At 68.6% G+C, this 16,771-nt stretch carries 16 protein-coding genes; 10 read left to right on the top strand and 6 right to left on the bottom strand.

Going from position 1 to position 16,771, the window contains the following annotated elements:
• Nucleotides 1-148 precede the first annotated feature (148 nt).
• Nucleotides 149-1,906: a methyl-accepting chemotaxis protein gene (locus AC07OC_RS13100; protein WP_369641117.1), complete on the top strand. Its 1,758-nt coding sequence runs from the start codon at nt 149-151 to the stop codon at nt 1,904-1,906.
• 77 nt (nt 1,907-1,983) lie between these two features.
• Nucleotides 1,984-2,670 carry a hypothetical protein gene (locus AC07OC_RS13095; protein ID WP_218296637.1) on the top strand — a complete coding sequence of 229 codons (687 nt, stop codon included), beginning with the start codon at nt 1,984-1,986 and terminating at the stop codon, nt 2,668-2,670.
• On the opposite strand, the gene radA is transcribed toward AC07OC_RS13095, so the two are convergent.
• The gene (radA, locus tag AC07OC_RS13090; protein WP_218339140.1) at nt 2,667-4,046 is read right to left on the bottom strand and encodes a DNA repair protein RadA; all 1,380 of its coding nucleotides are present in this window, start codon (nt 4,044-4,046) and stop codon (nt 2,667-2,669) included. The two genes, AC07OC_RS13095 and radA, sit on opposite strands and share 4 nt — an antisense overlap.
• A gap of 117 nt (nt 4,047-4,163) precedes the next feature.
• On the opposite strand from radA, the gene hpaI reads away from it, so the two are divergent.
• From hpaI to AC07OC_RS13075, 3 genes are all read left to right on the top strand, one after another.
• Nucleotides 4,164-4,994 (top strand): 4-hydroxy-2-oxoheptanedioate aldolase, encoded by an 831-nt coding sequence (gene hpaI / locus AC07OC_RS13085; RefSeq protein ID WP_218339141.1) that lies wholly within the window; start codon nt 4,164-4,166, stop codon nt 4,992-4,994.
• Between the two features lie 76 nt (nt 4,995-5,070).
• Entirely contained in the window at nt 5,071-6,048 is a 978-nt protein-coding gene (locus AC07OC_RS13080; RefSeq protein ID WP_218339142.1) for a 2-dehydropantoate 2-reductase, read from the top strand.
• A gap of 75 nt (nt 6,049-6,123) precedes the next feature.
• The gene (locus AC07OC_RS13075; RefSeq protein ID WP_218339143.1) at nt 6,124-6,747 is read left to right on the top strand and encodes a glutathione S-transferase family protein; all 624 of its coding nucleotides are present in this window, start codon (nt 6,124-6,126) and stop codon (nt 6,745-6,747) included.
• A 78-nt stretch (nt 6,748-6,825) separates the two neighbouring features.
• On the opposite strand, the gene AC07OC_RS13070 is transcribed toward AC07OC_RS13075, so the two are convergent.
• A complete protein-coding gene (locus AC07OC_RS13070) occupies nt 6,826-8,406 on the bottom strand; it encodes an ABC transporter substrate-binding protein (protein WP_218339144.1) in 1,581 nt (526 codons plus the stop codon).
• 75 nt (nt 8,407-8,481) lie between these two features.
• Nucleotides 8,482-9,090 (bottom strand): LysE/ArgO family amino acid transporter, encoded by a 609-nt coding sequence (locus AC07OC_RS13065; protein ID WP_218296631.1) that lies wholly within the window; start codon nt 9,088-9,090, stop codon nt 8,482-8,484.
• A gap of 77 nt (nt 9,091-9,167) precedes the next feature.
• On the opposite strand from AC07OC_RS13065, the gene AC07OC_RS13060 reads away from it, so the two are divergent.
• A complete protein-coding gene (locus AC07OC_RS13060; protein WP_494601387.1) occupies nt 9,168-10,055 on the top strand; it encodes a LysR family transcriptional regulator ArgP in 888 nt (295 codons plus the stop codon).
• Here the strand turns inward: AC07OC_RS13060 and AC07OC_RS13055 are convergent.
• Nucleotides 10,039-10,860 (bottom strand): siderophore-interacting protein, encoded by an 822-nt coding sequence (locus AC07OC_RS13055; protein WP_218339146.1) that lies wholly within the window; start codon nt 10,858-10,860, stop codon nt 10,039-10,041. The genes AC07OC_RS13060 and AC07OC_RS13055 overlap by 17 nt on opposite strands.
• A 68-nt stretch (nt 10,861-10,928) precedes the next feature.
• On the opposite strand from AC07OC_RS13055, the gene AC07OC_RS13050 reads away from it, so the two are divergent.
• On the top strand, nt 10,929-11,402 hold the full coding sequence (locus AC07OC_RS13050) for a MarR family winged helix-turn-helix transcriptional regulator (protein ID WP_218339147.1): 474 nt from the start codon (nt 10,929-10,931) through the stop codon (nt 11,400-11,402).
• 130 nt (nt 11,403-11,532) lie between these two features.
• Here the strand turns inward: AC07OC_RS13050 and AC07OC_RS13045 are convergent, their stop codons facing one another.
• Together AC07OC_RS13045 and alr are read right to left on the bottom strand one after the other, a co-directional pair.
• The gene (locus AC07OC_RS13045; protein ID WP_218339148.1) at nt 11,533-12,408 is read right to left on the bottom strand and encodes a hypothetical protein; all 876 of its coding nucleotides are present in this window, start codon (nt 12,406-12,408) and stop codon (nt 11,533-11,535) included.
• 133 nt (nt 12,409-12,541) lie between these two features.
• Nucleotides 12,542-13,657, bottom strand: a complete 1,116-nt coding sequence (gene alr, locus AC07OC_RS13040; protein ID WP_218339149.1) for an alanine racemase — start codon at nt 13,655-13,657, stop codon at nt 12,542-12,544.
• Between the two features lie 155 nt (nt 13,658-13,812).
• Between alr and lplT the strand changes: the two genes are divergently transcribed.
• The 3 genes from lplT to AC07OC_RS13025 all read left to right on the top strand — a co-directional run bounded on the left by lplT (nt 13,813) and on the right by AC07OC_RS13025 (nt 16,769).
• Entirely contained in the window at nt 13,813-15,117 is a 1,305-nt protein-coding gene (lplT, locus tag AC07OC_RS13035) for a lysophospholipid transporter LplT (protein WP_218339150.1), read from the top strand.
• A gap of 192 nt (nt 15,118-15,309) precedes the next feature.
• The gene (locus AC07OC_RS13030) at nt 15,310-16,206 is read left to right on the top strand and encodes a DMT family transporter (protein ID WP_218339151.1); all 897 of its coding nucleotides are present in this window, start codon (nt 15,310-15,312) and stop codon (nt 16,204-16,206) included.
• 74 nt (nt 16,207-16,280) lie between these two features.
• The gene (locus tag AC07OC_RS13025; protein WP_218296623.1) at nt 16,281-16,769 is read left to right on the top strand and encodes a glutathione peroxidase; all 489 of its coding nucleotides are present in this window, start codon (nt 16,281-16,283) and stop codon (nt 16,767-16,769) included.
• The last annotated feature ends 2 nt before the right edge of the window (nt 16,770-16,771 follow it).

Genomic DNA, 16,771 nt, shown 5'->3' with positions numbered 1-16,771 from the left:
CCAGACGCTGGCCGAGAAATTGTTTCGTTGTGTAAGCACTACATTAATGAAATAACATCGCACGCGAAGGCGGGCCGGGCCCCCGCAAGTGTTTACGGCCGTGGCGGAAGCACGAAAAATGCGGACTCGTCCTTTCTGGAGATGGTCAATGAAATTGGATAACGTGCGCCTGTCGCCCAAGCTGTGGGGTTCTATCGTGGGGCTGCTGGGTGCCATGCTGCTGGTGTCGGTATGGGCGCAGCACCAGGTGGCCCAGGTGATGGACCGGTCCATGGAGTCGATGGCATCGTTCGAGAACCGCATCACGCTCGCCGCGCAATGGAAGGGCGCCACCGAAACCACCGGCGAGCGGGTGCTGGCCAGCAATTCCACGCCCGATGCGGACCTGACGGCCCTGTTCGACGGCCGCGTGAAGGCCGGCGTGGCCGGCATCTCGGCCATCCAGGCCAAGGTGGTGGAACTGGCGACCAGCCCGGCAGACAAGGCCGCCCTCGAGCGCGTGGCCGCCGAGCGCACCCATGTGCTGGCCCTCAACAAGCAGGCGCGCGAAATCAAGCAGGGTGGCGACGGGGCCGCCTTCAAGTCGTTCATCGAATCCAAGTACCTGCCGTCCATCGGCCGCTATGTGGACAGCCTCGAGACCTTCGTGCAGCTGCAGCAGAGCCAGCGCGACGCGGCCCGGCAGGAGGCCCAGGCCGCCCGCAGCCACGCCAACCTGCTGGCCTGGATCACCCAGGGGGCCGTGTTCGCGCTGGGCCTGGTGCTGTCGTTCCTGCTGGTGCGCTCCATCACGCGCCCGCTGAACCGGGCGGTGGATCTGTCCGATGCCATCGCCAGCGGCAACCTCACCGTGTCCGCGCAGGACGATCGCCAGGATGAGTTCGGCCACCTGCTGCGCTCGGTATCGCAGATGGCGGCCCGCCTGCGCGGCCTGGTTTCCGAGGTGCGCAGCGGCGTGGACTCCATGTCCAATGCCTCGGTGGAGATCGCCACGGGCAACCAGGACCTGTCGTCGCGCACCGAGCAGACGGCCGCCAACCTGGAAGAGACCGCCGCCAGCATGGAAGAGCTGACCGCCACCGTCACCCAGTCGGCGGACACCGCGCGCCAGGCCAACCAGCTGGCCACCACGGCCGCGCAGGCGGCCACGCGGGGCGGCGAGGTCGTGGCGCAGGTGGTCGAGAGCATGCAGCACATCACCAGCAGCTCGCGCAAGATCGCCGACATCATCGGCGTGATCGACGGCATCGCCTTCCAGACCAACATCCTGGCCCTCAACGCCGCCGTGGAAGCCGCCCGCGCGGGCGAACAGGGCCGGGGCTTCGCCGTGGTGGCCAGCGAGGTGCGGGGCCTGGCCCAGCGCTCCGCCTCCGCGGCCAAGGAGATCAAGGAGCTGATCAGCGCCTCGGTCGACACCGTGGAGACCGGCTCGGGCCAGGTCGCGCAGGCGGGCCAGTCGATGGACGAGATCGTGGCCAGCGTGCGCCGGGTGTCCGACCTCATCGGCGAGATCACCGCATCCTCCAGCGAACAGCGCGACGGCATCGGCCAGGTCAACCAGGCCGTGAGCAACCTGGACCAGATGACGCAGCAGAACGCCGCCCTGGTGGAGGAATCGGCGGCCGCCGCGGCCTCGCTGCGCGACCAGGCGCAGCGCCTGGCCGAGGTCGTGTCCGTCTTCAACGTGGGCCACCAGCCCGCCAGCACCACGCCCAGCCCTGCCCGCGCGCCGGCCCCGGCGCCCAGGCCTCGGGCGGCGGGCAGCGCGCTCAAAGCCGCCCCCGCCAAGGCCGCCCCGCCCCTTGCCAGGCCGCTGCAGGCCCCCGCGGCGCGCCCAGCGCCGCCTCCCGCACCCGCCGCCCCGGCGGGCCAGAAGGCGTCGGATGACGACTGGGAGTCTTTCTGACGTGCCGGTGCGGCACGGGCCGCCACCATCGGCTGCTCTAATTGCGCACTTCTGCATCCAGCCCCCCACCGCTTTCCATGCGCAACCCTCCCCTTTTGCTGGCGGCCCTCGCCGCCATGCTGGCCGCCTCCACGGCCAGCGGCCAGAACCTGTTCAAGTGCACGGACGACAAGGGGCACACCACCTTCTCCGACCGGGCCTGCGCCCAGGCGCCACGCCCGGCCGCGCCGCCCAGCCCACGGCCGTCTCCCGCCACGGCACCCGTGGCCAAGGTCAAGGCCAGCGCGCCCTCCGCGCCACCGGCCGCGCCCGCCGCCAGCAGCCCCAAGGCCGAGAACATCACCAGGCTGACCCCGGCCGTGGTGGAGGGTGTGCTGCGGCGAGCCGTGGAGCTCGGCGACCGGTCGGACTACCGTGCTCAGTGCGCGCTGGCCGCGCCCGACCTGAGCTTCAAGCTCACCGACCACAGCAGCAGCCCCGCGAGCGTGTACTCCGGCGGGCGCGCGGAGATCTGTGCGCTGCAGCAGCAGTCCGCGCAGGCCATGCAGGCCAGCGGTCTGCGCTCCGCAAGCCGGCTGGGCAAGCTGGACATCCGCGTCAATGCCGATGGCACCCAGGCCACGGCGCGGTCTGAATCGGCGGCGGCCATTTCCGCCCAGGGCCAGCATGTGCTGACCATGCAATGCACGCGCGAGGAGGTGCTGGGCCTGTACAGCGGCAGCGTGCTGTACCAGCGCGTCACCGCCGTCTGCAGGCCCTCCTAGCCCATCTCCCGCACCACGTTCATCGCCTCCTCCACGCGCTCCACGGCGTGGATGGTCAGGCCCTCGATGGGCTTCTTGGGCGCGTTGGCCTTGGGCACCACCGCCACGCTGAAGCCCAGCTTGGCGGCTTCTTTCAGGCGCTCCTGCCCGCGCGGCGCGGGTCGCACCTCGCCCGCCAGGCCCACTTCGCCAAAGGCCAGGAAGCCGCGCGGCAGCGCCTTGCCGCGCAGGCTGGAGGTGATGGCCAGCATCACCGCCAGGTCGGCCGCCGGCTCGCTGATGCGCACGCCGCCCACCGCGTTCACGAACACATCCTGGTCCATGCACGCCACCCCCGCATGACGGTGCAGCACGGCCAGCAGCATGGCCAGGCGGTCCTTGTCCAGGCCCACGGACAGGCGCCGGGGGCTGGGGCCACCGCTGTCCACCAGCGCCTGGATCTCCACCAGCAGCGGGCGCGTGCCTTCGAGCGTGACCATCACGCAGCTACCCGGCACGGGTTCGCTGTGCTGGCTCAAAAAGATGGCGCTCGGGTTGCTCACGCCCTTGAGGCCTTTTTCCGTCATGGCGAACACGCCGATCTCGTTGACCGCGCCAAAGCGGTTCTTGATGGCGCGCACCAGGCGAAACTGGCTGTGCGTGTCGCCCTCGAAGTACAGCACCGTGTCCACCATGTGCTCCAGCACGCGCGGCCCCGCCAGGGCGCCTTCCTTCGTCACATGCCCCACCAGCACGATGGCCACGCCGGTGGACTTGGCACAGCGCGTGAGGTGGGCCGCGCATTCGCGCACCTGGGCCACGGAGCCGGGCGCGGACGTGAGCTGGTCGGAATACACCGTCTGGATGGAATCGATCACGGCCACCGCGGGCTGCATGGACTCGATGGTCGCCAGAATCTTCTCGAGCTGGATCTCGGCCAGCACGTTCACCTGGCTGTGGTCCAGCCCCAGGCGGCGCGAGCGCAGCGCCACCTGGGCGCCGCTTTCCTCGCCCGTCACATACAAGGTGGGCAGGCCCACGCGCTGCAGGGCATCGAGCGCCTGCAGCAGCAGGGTGGACTTGCCGATGCCCGGGTCGCCGCCGATGAGCACCACGCCGCCTTCGACAATGCCGCCGCCCAGCACCCGGTCCAGCTCGTCGATGCCGCTCGGTGTGCGCTCCACATCGCTGGCCTCGATGGCCGACAAGGGCATCACCGCCTGCGCCTGGGCCAGGCCTGCAAACTGCGACCCGCTGTAGCGGTTCTTGCCCGGCCCCGCGTCGGCCACCTGCTCGATCAGCGTGTTCCAGGCACCGCAGGCCGGGCATTTGCCCAGCCAGCGCGGGCTGGTGCCGCCGCATTCGGTGCAGGTGAACGTGGTTTTTTCTTTGGCCATGGCGATGTAGAGGGAAAGCCCCCGGGGTGGGGCAGCCGACTATAGCGGCCATGCCCCCACGTGCTGGCAACAGCCCGTACGATGGAGGGCTTGGCACCCCGCCGCAGGAAGCTCACATTGCAGACACCCGTCAACCCCTTCAAACAGGCCATGGCCCAGGGCCAGTCGCAGATCGGCCTGTGGCTTGCGCTGGCCGACGCCTACAGCGCGGAAATCATCGCCGGCACTGGCTACGACTGGCTGCTGGTCGATAGCGAACATGCGCCCAACGACGTGCGCTCCATCCTGCACCAGCTGCAGGCCATCGCCAGCGCCAGCAGCGCCCTCGCCCCCGGCGCGCGGGCGCCCCACCCCATTGCGCGGGTTCCCGTGGGCGACACCGCGCTCATCAAGCAGTACCTGGACATCGGCGCGCAAACCCTGCTGGTGCCCATGGTGGACACCGCCGAGCAGGCACGGCAGCTGGTGCGCGCCACGCGCTATGCACCTGAAGGTGTGCGCGGCATGGGCAGCGCGCTGGCCCGTTCGTCGCGCTGGCAGGCCTACCCCCGGTATGTGCACGAGGCCAACCAGCAGGTGTGCCTGCTGGTGCAGGCCGAGACGGTGGAAGCCATGGCCAACCTGGATGCGATCGCCGCCACGCCCGGCGTGGACGGCGTGTTCATCGGCCCGGCCGACCTGTCGGCTTCCATGGGGCACCCCGGCAACCCGGGACATCCTGACGTACAGGCCGCCATCCACGATGGCATCACCCGCATCCTGCGCGCGGGCAAGGCGCCGGGCATTCTGGCCACCACCGAGTCGCAGGCGCGCCAGTGGCTGGCGGCGGGCGCCCTGTTCGTGGCCGTGGGCGTGGACACCATGCTGCTGGCCAGCGCCGCGCAGGATCTGCTGGCCCGCTTTCGCACCGATGCCGTGGGCACCCCCCAGCGCCCGGCGGGCTACTGAGGCCCCGCAGCAGTCGCGCGCCCCGAATCCCTCACCACCACAAACAACAACCCTGGAAGACAAAGGCTCTACAACCATGAAAGCATGTATCTACGGCGCGGGCGCCATCGGCGGCTGGCTGGGCGTGGCCCTCGCGCAGGCGGGCCACCCGGTCAGCATGGTGGCGCGCAGCGACACGCTGCGCGCCCTGCAGGCCGAGGGGCTGCGCATGCGGCGCGCCGACGGCACGCTGGCGCAGGTGGCCGTCACCGCGCACGACGACCCGGCGGCACTGGGCGTGCAGGACCTGGTGGTGATCGCAGTCAAGGCGCCGGGCCTGCCCGAGGTGGCGCGCGCCATGGCCCCGCTGATCGGGCCCGAAACCACCGTGCTCACGGCCATGAACGGCGTGCCGTGGTGGTTCCTCGACGGTTTTGGCGGCGCGGCGCAGGGCCATGCCCTGCAGTCGGTGGATGCAGGCGGCGTGATTGCCAAAGCCATCCCGGCGCGCAGCGTGGTGGGCAGCGTGGTGCACACCAGCTGCTCGCTGGAATCGCCCGGTTTTGTGCGCCAGCACTTTGGCAACCGCCTCATCGTGGGCGAGCCCGACGGCCGCCGCAGCGAGCGGCTGCAGGCGCTGGCCGACACGCTGCAGCGCGGCGGCATCGATGTGGAGGTGACCGGCTGCATCCAGAAGGACATCTGGTTCAAGCTCTGGGGCAACCTCACCATGAACCCGATCAGCGCGCTGACCGGCGCCACCACCGACCGCATCCTGGACGACGACCTGGTGCGCGGTTTTGTCAGCGCCGTGATGCTGGAGGCCAAGGCCATTGGCGAGAAACTGGGCCTGCCCATCGACCAGCAGCCCGAGGACCGCCACGCCGTCACGCGCAAGCTGGGCGCGTTCAAGACCTCGATGCTGCAGGACGTGGAGGCCGGCAAGCCCATGGAGATCGACGCCCTGGTGGGCGCGGTGCGTGAACTGGGGCAGATCACCCACACACCCACGCCCCACACCGATGCGCTGCTGGGCCTGACCCGCCTGATGGCACGCACACGAGGCCTGTACTGAAATATTTCAAGAAAATTGGCCGTCAGCGCTTACCTATCAAGCGCCAATAGCTATCTATTTTATAGCACATCAACCATGACCACTCTCACGCTCTACTACACCCCCGGCACCTGCGCGCAGGCCGTTCGCATCGCTTTGGAAGAGGCCGACGCCCCGTACCAACTGGTGCGCGTGGACTTCGCCGCGGGCCAGCAGCGCACGCCCGAGTACCTTGCCGTGAACCCCAAGGGCCGCGTGCCCGCGCTGGCCACGCCACACGGTACCCTGACCGAAACACCCGCCCTGCTGGCGTATGTGGCGCAGAGTTTCCCCGAGGCGCGCCTGGCCCCCACCGATGCCCACGGCTTTGCGCGTCTGCAGGAATTCCACAGCTACCTCGCGTCCACGGTGCACATCGCCCATGCGCACCGCCCCCGCGCCAGCCGCTGGGCCGACGAGCCCGAAGCGATTGCCGCCATGCAGCGCAAGGTGCCGCAGAACATGACCGACTGCTTCAACCTGATTGAAACCCACTACCTGCCCTCTGCGGAACACGGCCCCTGGGTGATGGGCGCGCAGTACACCGTGGCCGATGGTTATCTCTTCACCATCGCCAGCTGGCTGGCCAGCGATGGCGTGGACATTGCGCTCTTTCCCAAGGTGCACGCCCACACCCAGCGCATGCTCCAACGCCCCGCCGTGCAACGCGCCCTGGCCTGAAGCCCGCGGCGAGCAGCGGCAGGAAAAAAAGCCCCGGGCTCTGGCAGCACCGGGGCTTTTTTTGCGGGGCGCAGGTGATCAATTCACCTTGAGGTAGCGCCAGTCGATCCGGTTGTCGGCACGGTGGATGATGTCCACCTTCTTCGTCGCTGCCCACGGAATCACCTGGTTGTACAGCGGGATGTGCGAGACCAGTTCATGCTCCTTGATCAGCGCCTGCTCGATCAGGTTGTTGCGCGTGGTGGCATCGGTCTCCTTCTTCACGCGCTCCACCAGGGCATCGAGCTGCGGGTCGGAGAAGCGGCCCAGGTTGAAGTTGCCATCGCCCCCCGCGCCAGGCGAGCGCACCAGCGACTGCAGGCTGTAGAACGCATCGAACGTGGGTACGCCCCAGCCCAGCAGGTAGATGCTGGCCTCGTTGCGCTGGATCATCGGGAAGTAGGTGGCAAACGGCAGCGAGCGCAGCTTGGCTTTCACCCCCACCTTGGCCCAGTGCGCGGTGATGGCCTGGCACAGCTGCTCGTCGTTGATGTAGCGGCCCGCGCTGCAGGCAAAGTCCACCTCGAAGCCGTTGGGGTAGCCCGCGTCGGCCAGCAGCTTCTGCGCGGCCTTGGGGTCGTAGGGCCAGCGCACGTCGGCCTTCCTGGTCCAGCCATTGACCTGGTTGGCGATCAGCGTGCCCGTGGGCTGGGCCAGGCCGCGCAGCACCACGCGCTGGATGGACTGGATGTCGATCGCCTGGTACAGCGCCTTGCGCACGCGCAGGTCCTTGAGCGGGTTCTTGCCCTTCACGTCCGAGCCGGGCAGCTCGTCGCGGAACTGGTCCAGGCCCAGGAAGATGGTGCGGTACTCAGGCCCTTCGAGCACCTGCAGGGTGGGCGTCTGCTTGATGCGCGCCAGGTCCTGCAGGCTGGGGTCGATCACAAAATCAATCTCGCCCGACAGCAGCGCGGCCGTGCGCGTGGCGTCGGCCTTGATGGGGGTGTAGACGATCTCGGTCAGGTTGGTGGGGTACTTGCCCTTGCCCCACCAGTGCGGGTTGGGCTCCAGCACCACGCGCTGGTCGGGCGTCCACTGCCTGAGCTGGTAGGGGCCGGTGCCCAGCGCATTGCGGTGGGCGTACGTCTCGTCCTTGGTCTTGATGTCCTTGGGCTCGACCGACTTGTTCTTTTCGGCCCAGGCCTTGCTCAGAATGCGCAGCTCGGTGAGCTGGTTCACGAGCACCGGGTTGGGCAGGTCGGAGTGGATGTCGATGGTGTACGCATCGACCTTTTCCACGCGGTCGATGCCCTGGGTGTACACCGCGAAGTTGGAACTCTTGGCCTTGGCGCGCTCCAGCGAGAACTTGGCGTCGTCGGCCGTGAACTCGCTGCCGTCGCTGAACTTCACGCCCTTGCGCAAGGTCAGGCGCAACTGGGTGGGCTTGATGAGCTTCCACTCGGAGGCCAGCGAAGGCTCGGGCTTGAAGGTCTTGCTGTTGTATTCGACCAGCGTGTCGTACACCGCGCCGTGCATGGTGTTGTTCACGCCCACGTTCTGGGCGTGGATGTCCCAGGTGGAAATGTCCACCGACCGGGACCAGCGGAAGGTCTTGGCCTGTGCCGCCATCGGCAGGGCGGTGGCCAGGGCGGCCGCGAGCAAAAGGGTCTTGAAACGCATGGGGAAAACACTCCAGATCAGTCAATAGACCGACTATGGAGCAAGCCCGCGTTTTACCCAACGAACTTATCTTTCTTAGCTTAGACCCATCGCCACCGCCAGAACCATCATGGTGGCCGCCGTCACCCCGTCCAGCACCCGCCAGGCCCCGGGCGACGCGAACACGGGCGCCAGCCAGCGCGAACCGAAGCCCAGGCTCAGGAACCACAGGGCGCTGGCCAGCGAGCCCCCGGCCGCAAACGTGGCGCGGCCCCACACCGGGTAGGGGCTGGCCATGGTGCCCAGCAGCACCACGGTGTCCAGGTACACATGCGGGTTCAGCCAGGTCAGCGCCACCACGGTGAGCAGCGTGGCGCGCAGGCTCGCACCCGGCCCGTTGGCCGACACCAGCAGATGGGCCGGCTTGAAGGCCCGGCTGGCGGCCTGCACCGCGTACGCGGCCAGAAAAATCGCCCCCGCCCAGCGCATGAACTGCGCCCACTCCGGCCGGGCCAGGAGCACGCCGCCCATGCCCCACACCCCCGCCTGCAGCAGCGCCGCGTCGGACAGGGCGCACACCAGCACCACCGGCAGCACATGCTCGCGCCGCAGGCCCTGGCGCAGCACGAAGGCGTTTTGCGCGCCGATGGCCATGATCAGGATGGCCGTCGACGTGAATCCGTGAAGAAAGGCAGTGGTGCTCATGGGCGCGGATTGTGGGCCGCGTGCCATGGTCACGCCAGCTATACTTTTTAACGATCCGTCAGAATGGCTAACCATCCATGCGCCTCGACTCCGCCCAGCTCAACGCCTTTGCCACCGTGATCGACGAGGGCAGCTTCGAGCGCGCCGCCGCTGTGCTGCACGTCACCCGCTCGGCGGTGTCGCAGCGCGTGAAGCTGCTGGAAGAACGCGTGGGCCAGGTGCTGGTGCGCCGCGCCACGCCCTGCGCGCCCACCGAGGCCGGCCAGGCCCTGTACCGGCACGCCCGCGAAGTGGCCCTGAGCGAGGCCGACGCGCTCGCCACGCTCGGCGGCGGGCAGCACGCGTCCACGCGCCTGGCCCTCGGCGTCAATGCCGACTCGCTCGCCACCTGGTTTCCCCATGCCATGGCGCAGGCCGCGGAGGGCCAAAGCATCACCTTCGACATCCATGTCGAAGACCAGGACCATTCGGCCAACCTGCTGCGCGAAGGCCGCGTGATGGCCGCCGTGACGGCCGACCCACAACCCGTGCAGGGCTGCAAGGTGCTGCCGCTGGGCACGCTGCGGTACCGCGCGCTGGCCAGCCCCGCCTTCCTGCAGCGCCACTTTGCCCAGGGGGTGAACGCCGCCACCCTGGCACAGGCGCCCATGCTGGTGTTCAACCGCAAGGATGCGCTGCAGGCGCGTTTCGTGGGGCGCATCACGCGCCGCAAACTCGCGCCGCCCGTGCACTGGCTGCCCGAGGCGAACGCGTTTGTCATGGCCTCCCGGGCTGGCCTGGGCTGGGGCATGACCCCGGACCCGATGGTGCAGCACGACCTGAAGGCCGGGACGCTGGTCGAGCTGATTCCGGGCAAGCCCGTCGATGTTCCGTTGTACTGGCAATACTGGCGCCTGAACGTGCAGGCGCTGCACCACATGACCGAAGCGGTGCAGCAAGCGGCGGGGCTTACCCTGCTGCGCTGACCAGGTCTTCGTGGTGGTCCGCAGCGCCGCGCTTCCAGTAAGCGGAGATGCGCATGCGCTTGGCGTCCACGCCCGGCTTGGCCAGCACGGCACGGCGCACCGCGGCCATGTCGCTGTGCTCGCCTGCGGCCCACACAAACCCCGCACCGGTTGGCAGCGAGAGATCTTCCACCGCCGCAGGCAGCGCGTCTACCCATTGCAGATCGAGCCGCGCCGCACTGGCCAGGACCCGCTGGTCGGCAGGATTGCTCACCTGGATGCGCACGGTGGCCTGGGTGTGCGCGGGCAGCTCGGCCAGGCGGCGGGCGATGGCGGGCAAGGCGGTTTCGTCGCCCAGCAGCCAATGCCAGTCAAAACCGGTGGGTACGACCATGCTGCCGCGCGGCCCGGCAATGCCCACCCACTGGCCCACGGCGGCGCTCGCGGCCCAGTCGGTGGCAGGGCCTGCGTCGTGCAGGGCCACTTCGATGTCCAGCTCGCCCGCAGCGGCGTCATGGCGCGCGGGGGTGTAGTCGCGCAGCACGGGGCGCGGGTCGGGGAAGACGGGGCGGCCGTCCTGCATCGACGGCAGCGACGGGCGCTCCTGGCCCGGCTGGGGCAGGATGAGCTTGAGGTGGTCGTCAAACCCCGCGCTCACAAAACCGGCCAGCTCGGGCCCGGCCAGGGTGAGCCGCACGAAACCGGGGCTGACGGTGGTGCGCCGCACCACCTGGAGGTGGCGGGCTTGCAAGGGGTGGCGGACGCGTTCGATGGCAAGGTGTGCAGCGTCGGCGCGGGGTGTGGCGGTAGGCAGGGGTGCGTTCATGACTTAAAATGTTGATTTAATCAACCAATAATCTGCGCATTGGTTGATTTTGTCAACCATAGATCGCCATGACCACCCACGCGCCCGCCGATGTCTTTGAAGCCATGCACGACCTGCTGCATGCCTACCGGGCCCACATGGTGCGCGCCATGGCCGCCATCCACCCCGACCTGACGCACAACGAAGTGCGGGCGCTGATGTTCGTGGGCCGCCACCCCGGCACCACGCAGCGCGAACTGGTGGCCCACAGCGGCGCCGACAAGGCACAGGTGGCCCGCATGGTGGGGATGCTGCAGGACAAGGGCTGGCTGGAGAGCGCACCGAATGCCGAGGACAAACGCAGCCGCTGCCTGCGCCTGAGCGCCCAGGGTGCGGCCCTGCACCAGGCGCTGCGCGACGCCCGCCGGGGGCTGGCGGCGTCCCTGCTCAAAGGGTGTGACAACGCCACGCAGGCCCAGCTGCTCGCCCTGCTGGCACAGGTGCGCAGCAACCTGGACGCCATCGATACCGGCTGCCAGGGCGGCCGGGACTGCCGCCGCTGAGGCCGGGAGAGGGAACGCGGGGCCAGCCTGACCCAGGCCGGGAGGCGCCAGGACATGAAAAGAACCGGCCCCTGCCGCTTGATACTCCTATATTTCAAGCTACCAATTTAGTAGCATTCTGCCTTTTGCATCACTGCCCCTGGATCACGCGCACGGCCTGGGGCAACGACTGCACGCCGGGCATGAAATGGTCGATGGTGGCACCCAGCACCACGGCGCAGACCAACGCGCCCAGCAAGGGCTTCCAGGTCAGGCGCACGGCGGCCGTGAGCCAGCCCTCGCGCTCCACGCCCACGGCGGCCCGCGCAGTGGCCACCGAGAATGCGATCTCCACCGCCACGGTCAGCAGCACATCCCAGCCAAAGAACAGCATGGCCAGCGAGCCCGCGCCAAAAATGATCGCCGCGCCGATGAGGAAGATCGCCACCACGGGCACGACCACCACGGCGCCTTCGTCGGCGCTGCCCAAGGCGTCGGCGGCGCCACTGGCCAGGTCGCCCAGCGCACTGGAATCGCCGCCGGAGCCCCCGCTGGACAGGCCCTGCGTCCATGCGCCACCAAAATCGCCCGACGCTCCGCCACCGCCAAAATCACCGCCGCCCGTGCGCGGCAGCGGCACCTGGCCACCGCCACCGCCCGACGGCCCGTTGCCGGGCCAGGACACGTCGGGCACATCCAGGCCGCTGCCATCGCCACCCGTGTCGCGGTCCTGCCGCACCAGCCGCGCCGCCCAGGCCCGCAGCACCAGCAGGTACCCCAGGTAGCCGACCGAGAGGGTGACGAAATACCGCAGCGCCAGCGACTCCACGCCCACCAGCATCTGCACGTGGGAGGTGCACCACATCAGCAGCAGCGTGAAGCTGCCGATCAGCAGGCCATGCCAGCGCAGGCTGTAGCGCTGCTGCAGGGTGCGTGCCACCGTGCCGTGGTGGGGCATGCGCACGGAGCGCCAGGTGGAGGTTTTCTTCTTGCTGTTGCTGTGGCGGTCTCTGCGGGAAGTGGCCATGGAGGAAACACCTGCGGTGGAAAGAGGGGGGCGGCCGGCGGTGTTGCGTGCCAGCGCCGCGCCATTTCACACCACTTTGGCCCGGCGGTGCAGCCCCGCGCCCCGCCGTGCGTGAACTTGTCGACGGTTCGGATCAGCCGATGCCGTCCACCGACACGGGCACGCGCTGGGCCAGTGCCGTCAGCAGCTCCCAGCTGACGGTGCCCGCGGCGGCGGCCACCTCGTCCACGCCCAGCACCGTGCCGTTGCCAGCCTGGCCCCACAGCGTGACCTCGGAGCCGAACCCCGCGGCCACGCCCGCCTGCTGCAGCGGCGTGAGGTCCACCGTCACCATGTCCATGCTCACCCGCCCCACCAGCCGCGTGCGCACGCCGTTGACCAGCACGGGGGTGCCGGTATCGCAGTGGCGCGGGTAGCCGTCGGCATAGCCGCAGGCCGCCACGCCGATCAAGAGCGGCCCCTCGGCCGTGAAGCGCGAGCCATAGCCCACGGTGTCGCCCGCCTGCAACTGCTGCGTGGCGATGAGGCGGGTGGCAAGTGTCATCGTGGGGCGCATGCCCCAGTGGCTGGCGTCATGCTCGGGGTAGTCGGGCGCGCTGCCATACAGCGCGATGCCGGCGCGCACCCAGTCGGCGCGCACGCGCGCGTCCGCCGCGTGGCGCAGGGTGGCAGCACTGTTGCTCAGCGTGCGCTCGCCCGGCAGGTCCTGGGCGGCGGTGTTGAACACGGCCAGCTGGTGGGCCACACCCCGGGGGCCATCCGCATCGCTGAAGTGGGTCATGAACGAGATCTCGTCCACCTGCGGCAGCGCGTTGAGCCGCGCCCAGGCCGCGCGAAAGCGCTGCGGCGCGAAGCCCAGCCGGTTCATGCCCGAGTTCATCTTGAGGAACACGCGGTGCGGCACCTGCGTCTTGTGGGCGGCCAGCATGTCGATCTGCTCGTCGCAATGCACTGCGTGCCACAGGCCCAGGCGCGAGCACAGCTCCAGGTCGCGCGGCTCGAACACGCCTTCAAGCAGCAGGATGGGCCCGCGCCAGCCCAGATGCCGCACGCGTTCGGCCTCGGCCAGGTCCAGCAGCGCGAAGCCGTCGGCGCCACGCAGGCCTTCGTACGCGCGTTCGATGCCGTGCCCGTAGGCATTGGCCTTGACCACGGCCCAGACCTTGGCATCGGGCGCCGCCTGTCGGACACGCTCCAGGTTGTGGTGCAGGGCTGCGGTGTGGATGGTGGCGGCGATGGGACGGGGCATGGAAAGGACCAGGTGGGGCAAGGGATTTACCGGGGAATACGCGCAGGATTCTGGCACCGTGGCCGTTTATCCGCGTGATATAACCGTCCGTCACTTGCCAGGGTCCCCACATTTAACAGGGCATCAGCCGAACTGATGCAGCCACCAGCCATTCGATGAAGCGCGGTTTCTACACCATCATGTCGGCGCAGTTTTTCAGCTCGCTGGCCGACAATGCACTTTTCGTGGCCGCCGTGGAGCTTTTGCGCACAGAAGGCGCTCCCGAGTGGCAGCGCGCCGCCCTGGTGCCCATGTTCGCGCTGTTCTATGTGGTGCTGGCGCCCTTCGTCGGCGCCTTTGCCGACGCCCTGCCCAAGGGCAAGGTCATGTTCGTCAGCAACGCCATCAAGGTGGTGGGCTGCCTGATGATGCTGTTCGGTTCGCACCCGCTCATCGCCTATGCGGTGGTGGGTCTGGGCGCCGCGGCCTACTCGCCCGCCAAATACGGCATCCTCACGGAACTCCTTCCCGCCTCGCAATTGGTCAAGGCCAATGGCTGGATCGAGGGACTCACCATCGCGTCCATCATCCTGGGCGTGCTGTTCGGCGGGCAGCTCGTGGGGCAGCACCTGTCGGGCATGCTGCTGGGCTTCGACCTGCCGATGATCGACACGGGTGTGGACACCCCCGCCGAGTCCGCCATCGCCGCGCTGATCGCGGTGTATGCGCTGGCGGCCTGGTTCAACACCCGCATCCCGCACACCGGCGTGGAAATGCGCCCCCTGCGCGCCGACCCCGCGCGCAGCGTGTTCTCCAACGCGCTGAGCCTGCTGCCCGACTTCTGGGCCTGCAACGGTCGCCTGTGGCGCGACAAGCTCGGCCAGATCTCGCTGGCCACCACCACCCTGTTCTGGGGCGCGGGAGCCAACCTCAAGTTCATCGTGCTGGCCTGGGCCGGTGCCGCACTGGCCTACAACACCACGCAGGCATCGGCCCTCACTGGCGTGGTGGCCATCGGTACGGCCGTGGGGGCGGTAGTGGCTTCGATGCGCATGCGCCTGGACATGGCCACCAAGGTGATTCCGCTGGGCATCGCCATGGGGCTGCTGCTGATCCTGATGGTGTTCATCAACAACATCTGGCTGGCGATCCCCTTCCTCATCCTGCTGGGCGGCCTGGGCGGCTACCTGGTGGTGCCCATGAATGCACTGCTGCAACACCGGGGCCACAACCTCATGGGTGCGGGCCGGTCGATTGCCGTGCAGAACTTCAACGAAAACGCGTGCATCCTGGCGCTGGGCGCGTTCTACAGCCTGTCGCTCAAGCTGGGCCTGTCGGTGTTTGGCGCGATCATCACCTTCGGCCTCGTGGTGGCCGGGATCATGTGGATCATCCGCCGCTGGCACCAGCGCAACTGCATCAACTACCGCGACGAAGTGAACCACCTGCTGCACATTGCGCGGCACGATACGCATCATTGAGTTGCCCCCCTGAGCGGCTGCGCCGCTTCCCCCGGAGGGGGACGCACCCAGTGGCCTGGCAGAGCCAGTTCCACGGGTGCACTGGCGGGGAAGCGTGCCAGTTTTTGGCGCCGCCTCACTTGCGCAAATTGCTACATAATCGATAGCTATTGACGCTTATCCATCAAGCGCTAGAGCCTATTTTTATTCTCGATGCAATCTCCCCTGCCCTTTGCCGCCCTGCTGTTCAACGCCCTCGTCTGGGGCCTGGCGTGGTGGCCGTTCCAGCACATGCACCAGGCGGGGCTGCATCCGCTGTGGGCCACGGCCTGCATGTACGCCGTGGTGCTGCTCGCGCTCATGGCCTGGCGCCCGGGCATCCTGCGGCAGGTGCGCGAACATCCGCAGCTGTGGCTCCTGGCGCTGGCCTCGGGACTGAACAACGTGGCCTTCAACTGGGCCGTGACCATCGGCGACGTGGTGCGCGTGATCCTGCTGTTCTATCTGATGCCCGCCTGGGCCGTGCTGCTGGCCTGGCGGATCCTGGGCGAACGCCCCACGCCCTCGGCACTGCTGCGCCTGGCCCTGGCCTTCGCCGGCGTGGTGCTGGTGCTGCTGCCCGAGGGCGCGCCCGCCGCCCGGCTGCTGCAGAACCTCAGCCTGGCCGACGCGCTGGCCCTGCTGGGCGGTTTCATGTTCGCGCTCACCAACGTCACCCTGCGCCGCCTGCACGCCGTGCCCGGGCCGGCGCGCATGGCCACCATGTTCGGCGGCTGCATGCTCATGGCGCTGGCCGTGGCTGGCCTCGGGCTGCAGGTGGGCGTGGTCGAGCCCTTCCCCGCCCCCAACAGCACCTGGGTCGTCACCGGCCTGCTGCTGGCCGGCGTGCTGATGCTGGGCAACTGGGCGCTGCAGTTCGGCGCCGCGCGCCTGGCGGCCGGCACCACGGCGCTGGTAATGCTGTCGGAGGTGATGTTCGCCAGCGTGTCTTCCGCGCTGCTGGGCGCCTCGGCCTTGAACACGCGCACCGTGCTGGGCGGGGCGATGATCCTGCTGGCGTCCCTGCTCGCCGCGCTGCAGTTCCGCAGGGCAGGCCCCAGCACCCCCTGAACCGCCAGGGCGAAAAGCAGAAAAGGGGCGCAACCCCTACCATGCACAGTCTTCCACCTTCAGGAGCATGCGCCATGCCCGACAGCATCTACGACTTTGAAGCCCAGCAGATGAACGGCCAGACCGTGCCCTTGTCGCAATACAAGGACAAAGTGCTGCTCATCGTGAACACCGCCAGCGCCTGCGGCTTCACGCCCCAGTTCGGGGGCCTGGAAGAGCTGCACAAGCAGTACGGCGGCCAGGGCCTGGTGGTGCTGGGCTTTCCCTGCAACCAGTTCGGCAGCCAGGACCCGGGCAGCAACGACGAGATCGCGAGCTTCTGCCAGCTCAACTACGGCGTGAGCTTTCCGATGATGGCCAAGATCGATGTGAACGGTGCCAACGCGTCGCCCCTGTACCAGTGGCTCGCCGCCGAAGCGCCCGGCCTGCTGGGCAGCAAGGCGATCAAATGGAATTTCACCAAGTTCCTGGTTGGCAAGGACGGCCGCGTGATCCGCCGCTATGCGCCGCAGGACGCGCCCAAGAAGCTGGCGGGCGACATCGAGGCGGCCCTCGCGGCCTGAGG

The organism is Acidovorax sp. GW821-FHT10E04, assembly GCF_059415185.1.
The sequence above is the reverse complement of the archived record's forward strand: the minus strand, read 5'-3'. Positions and strand labels throughout refer to the sequence as shown.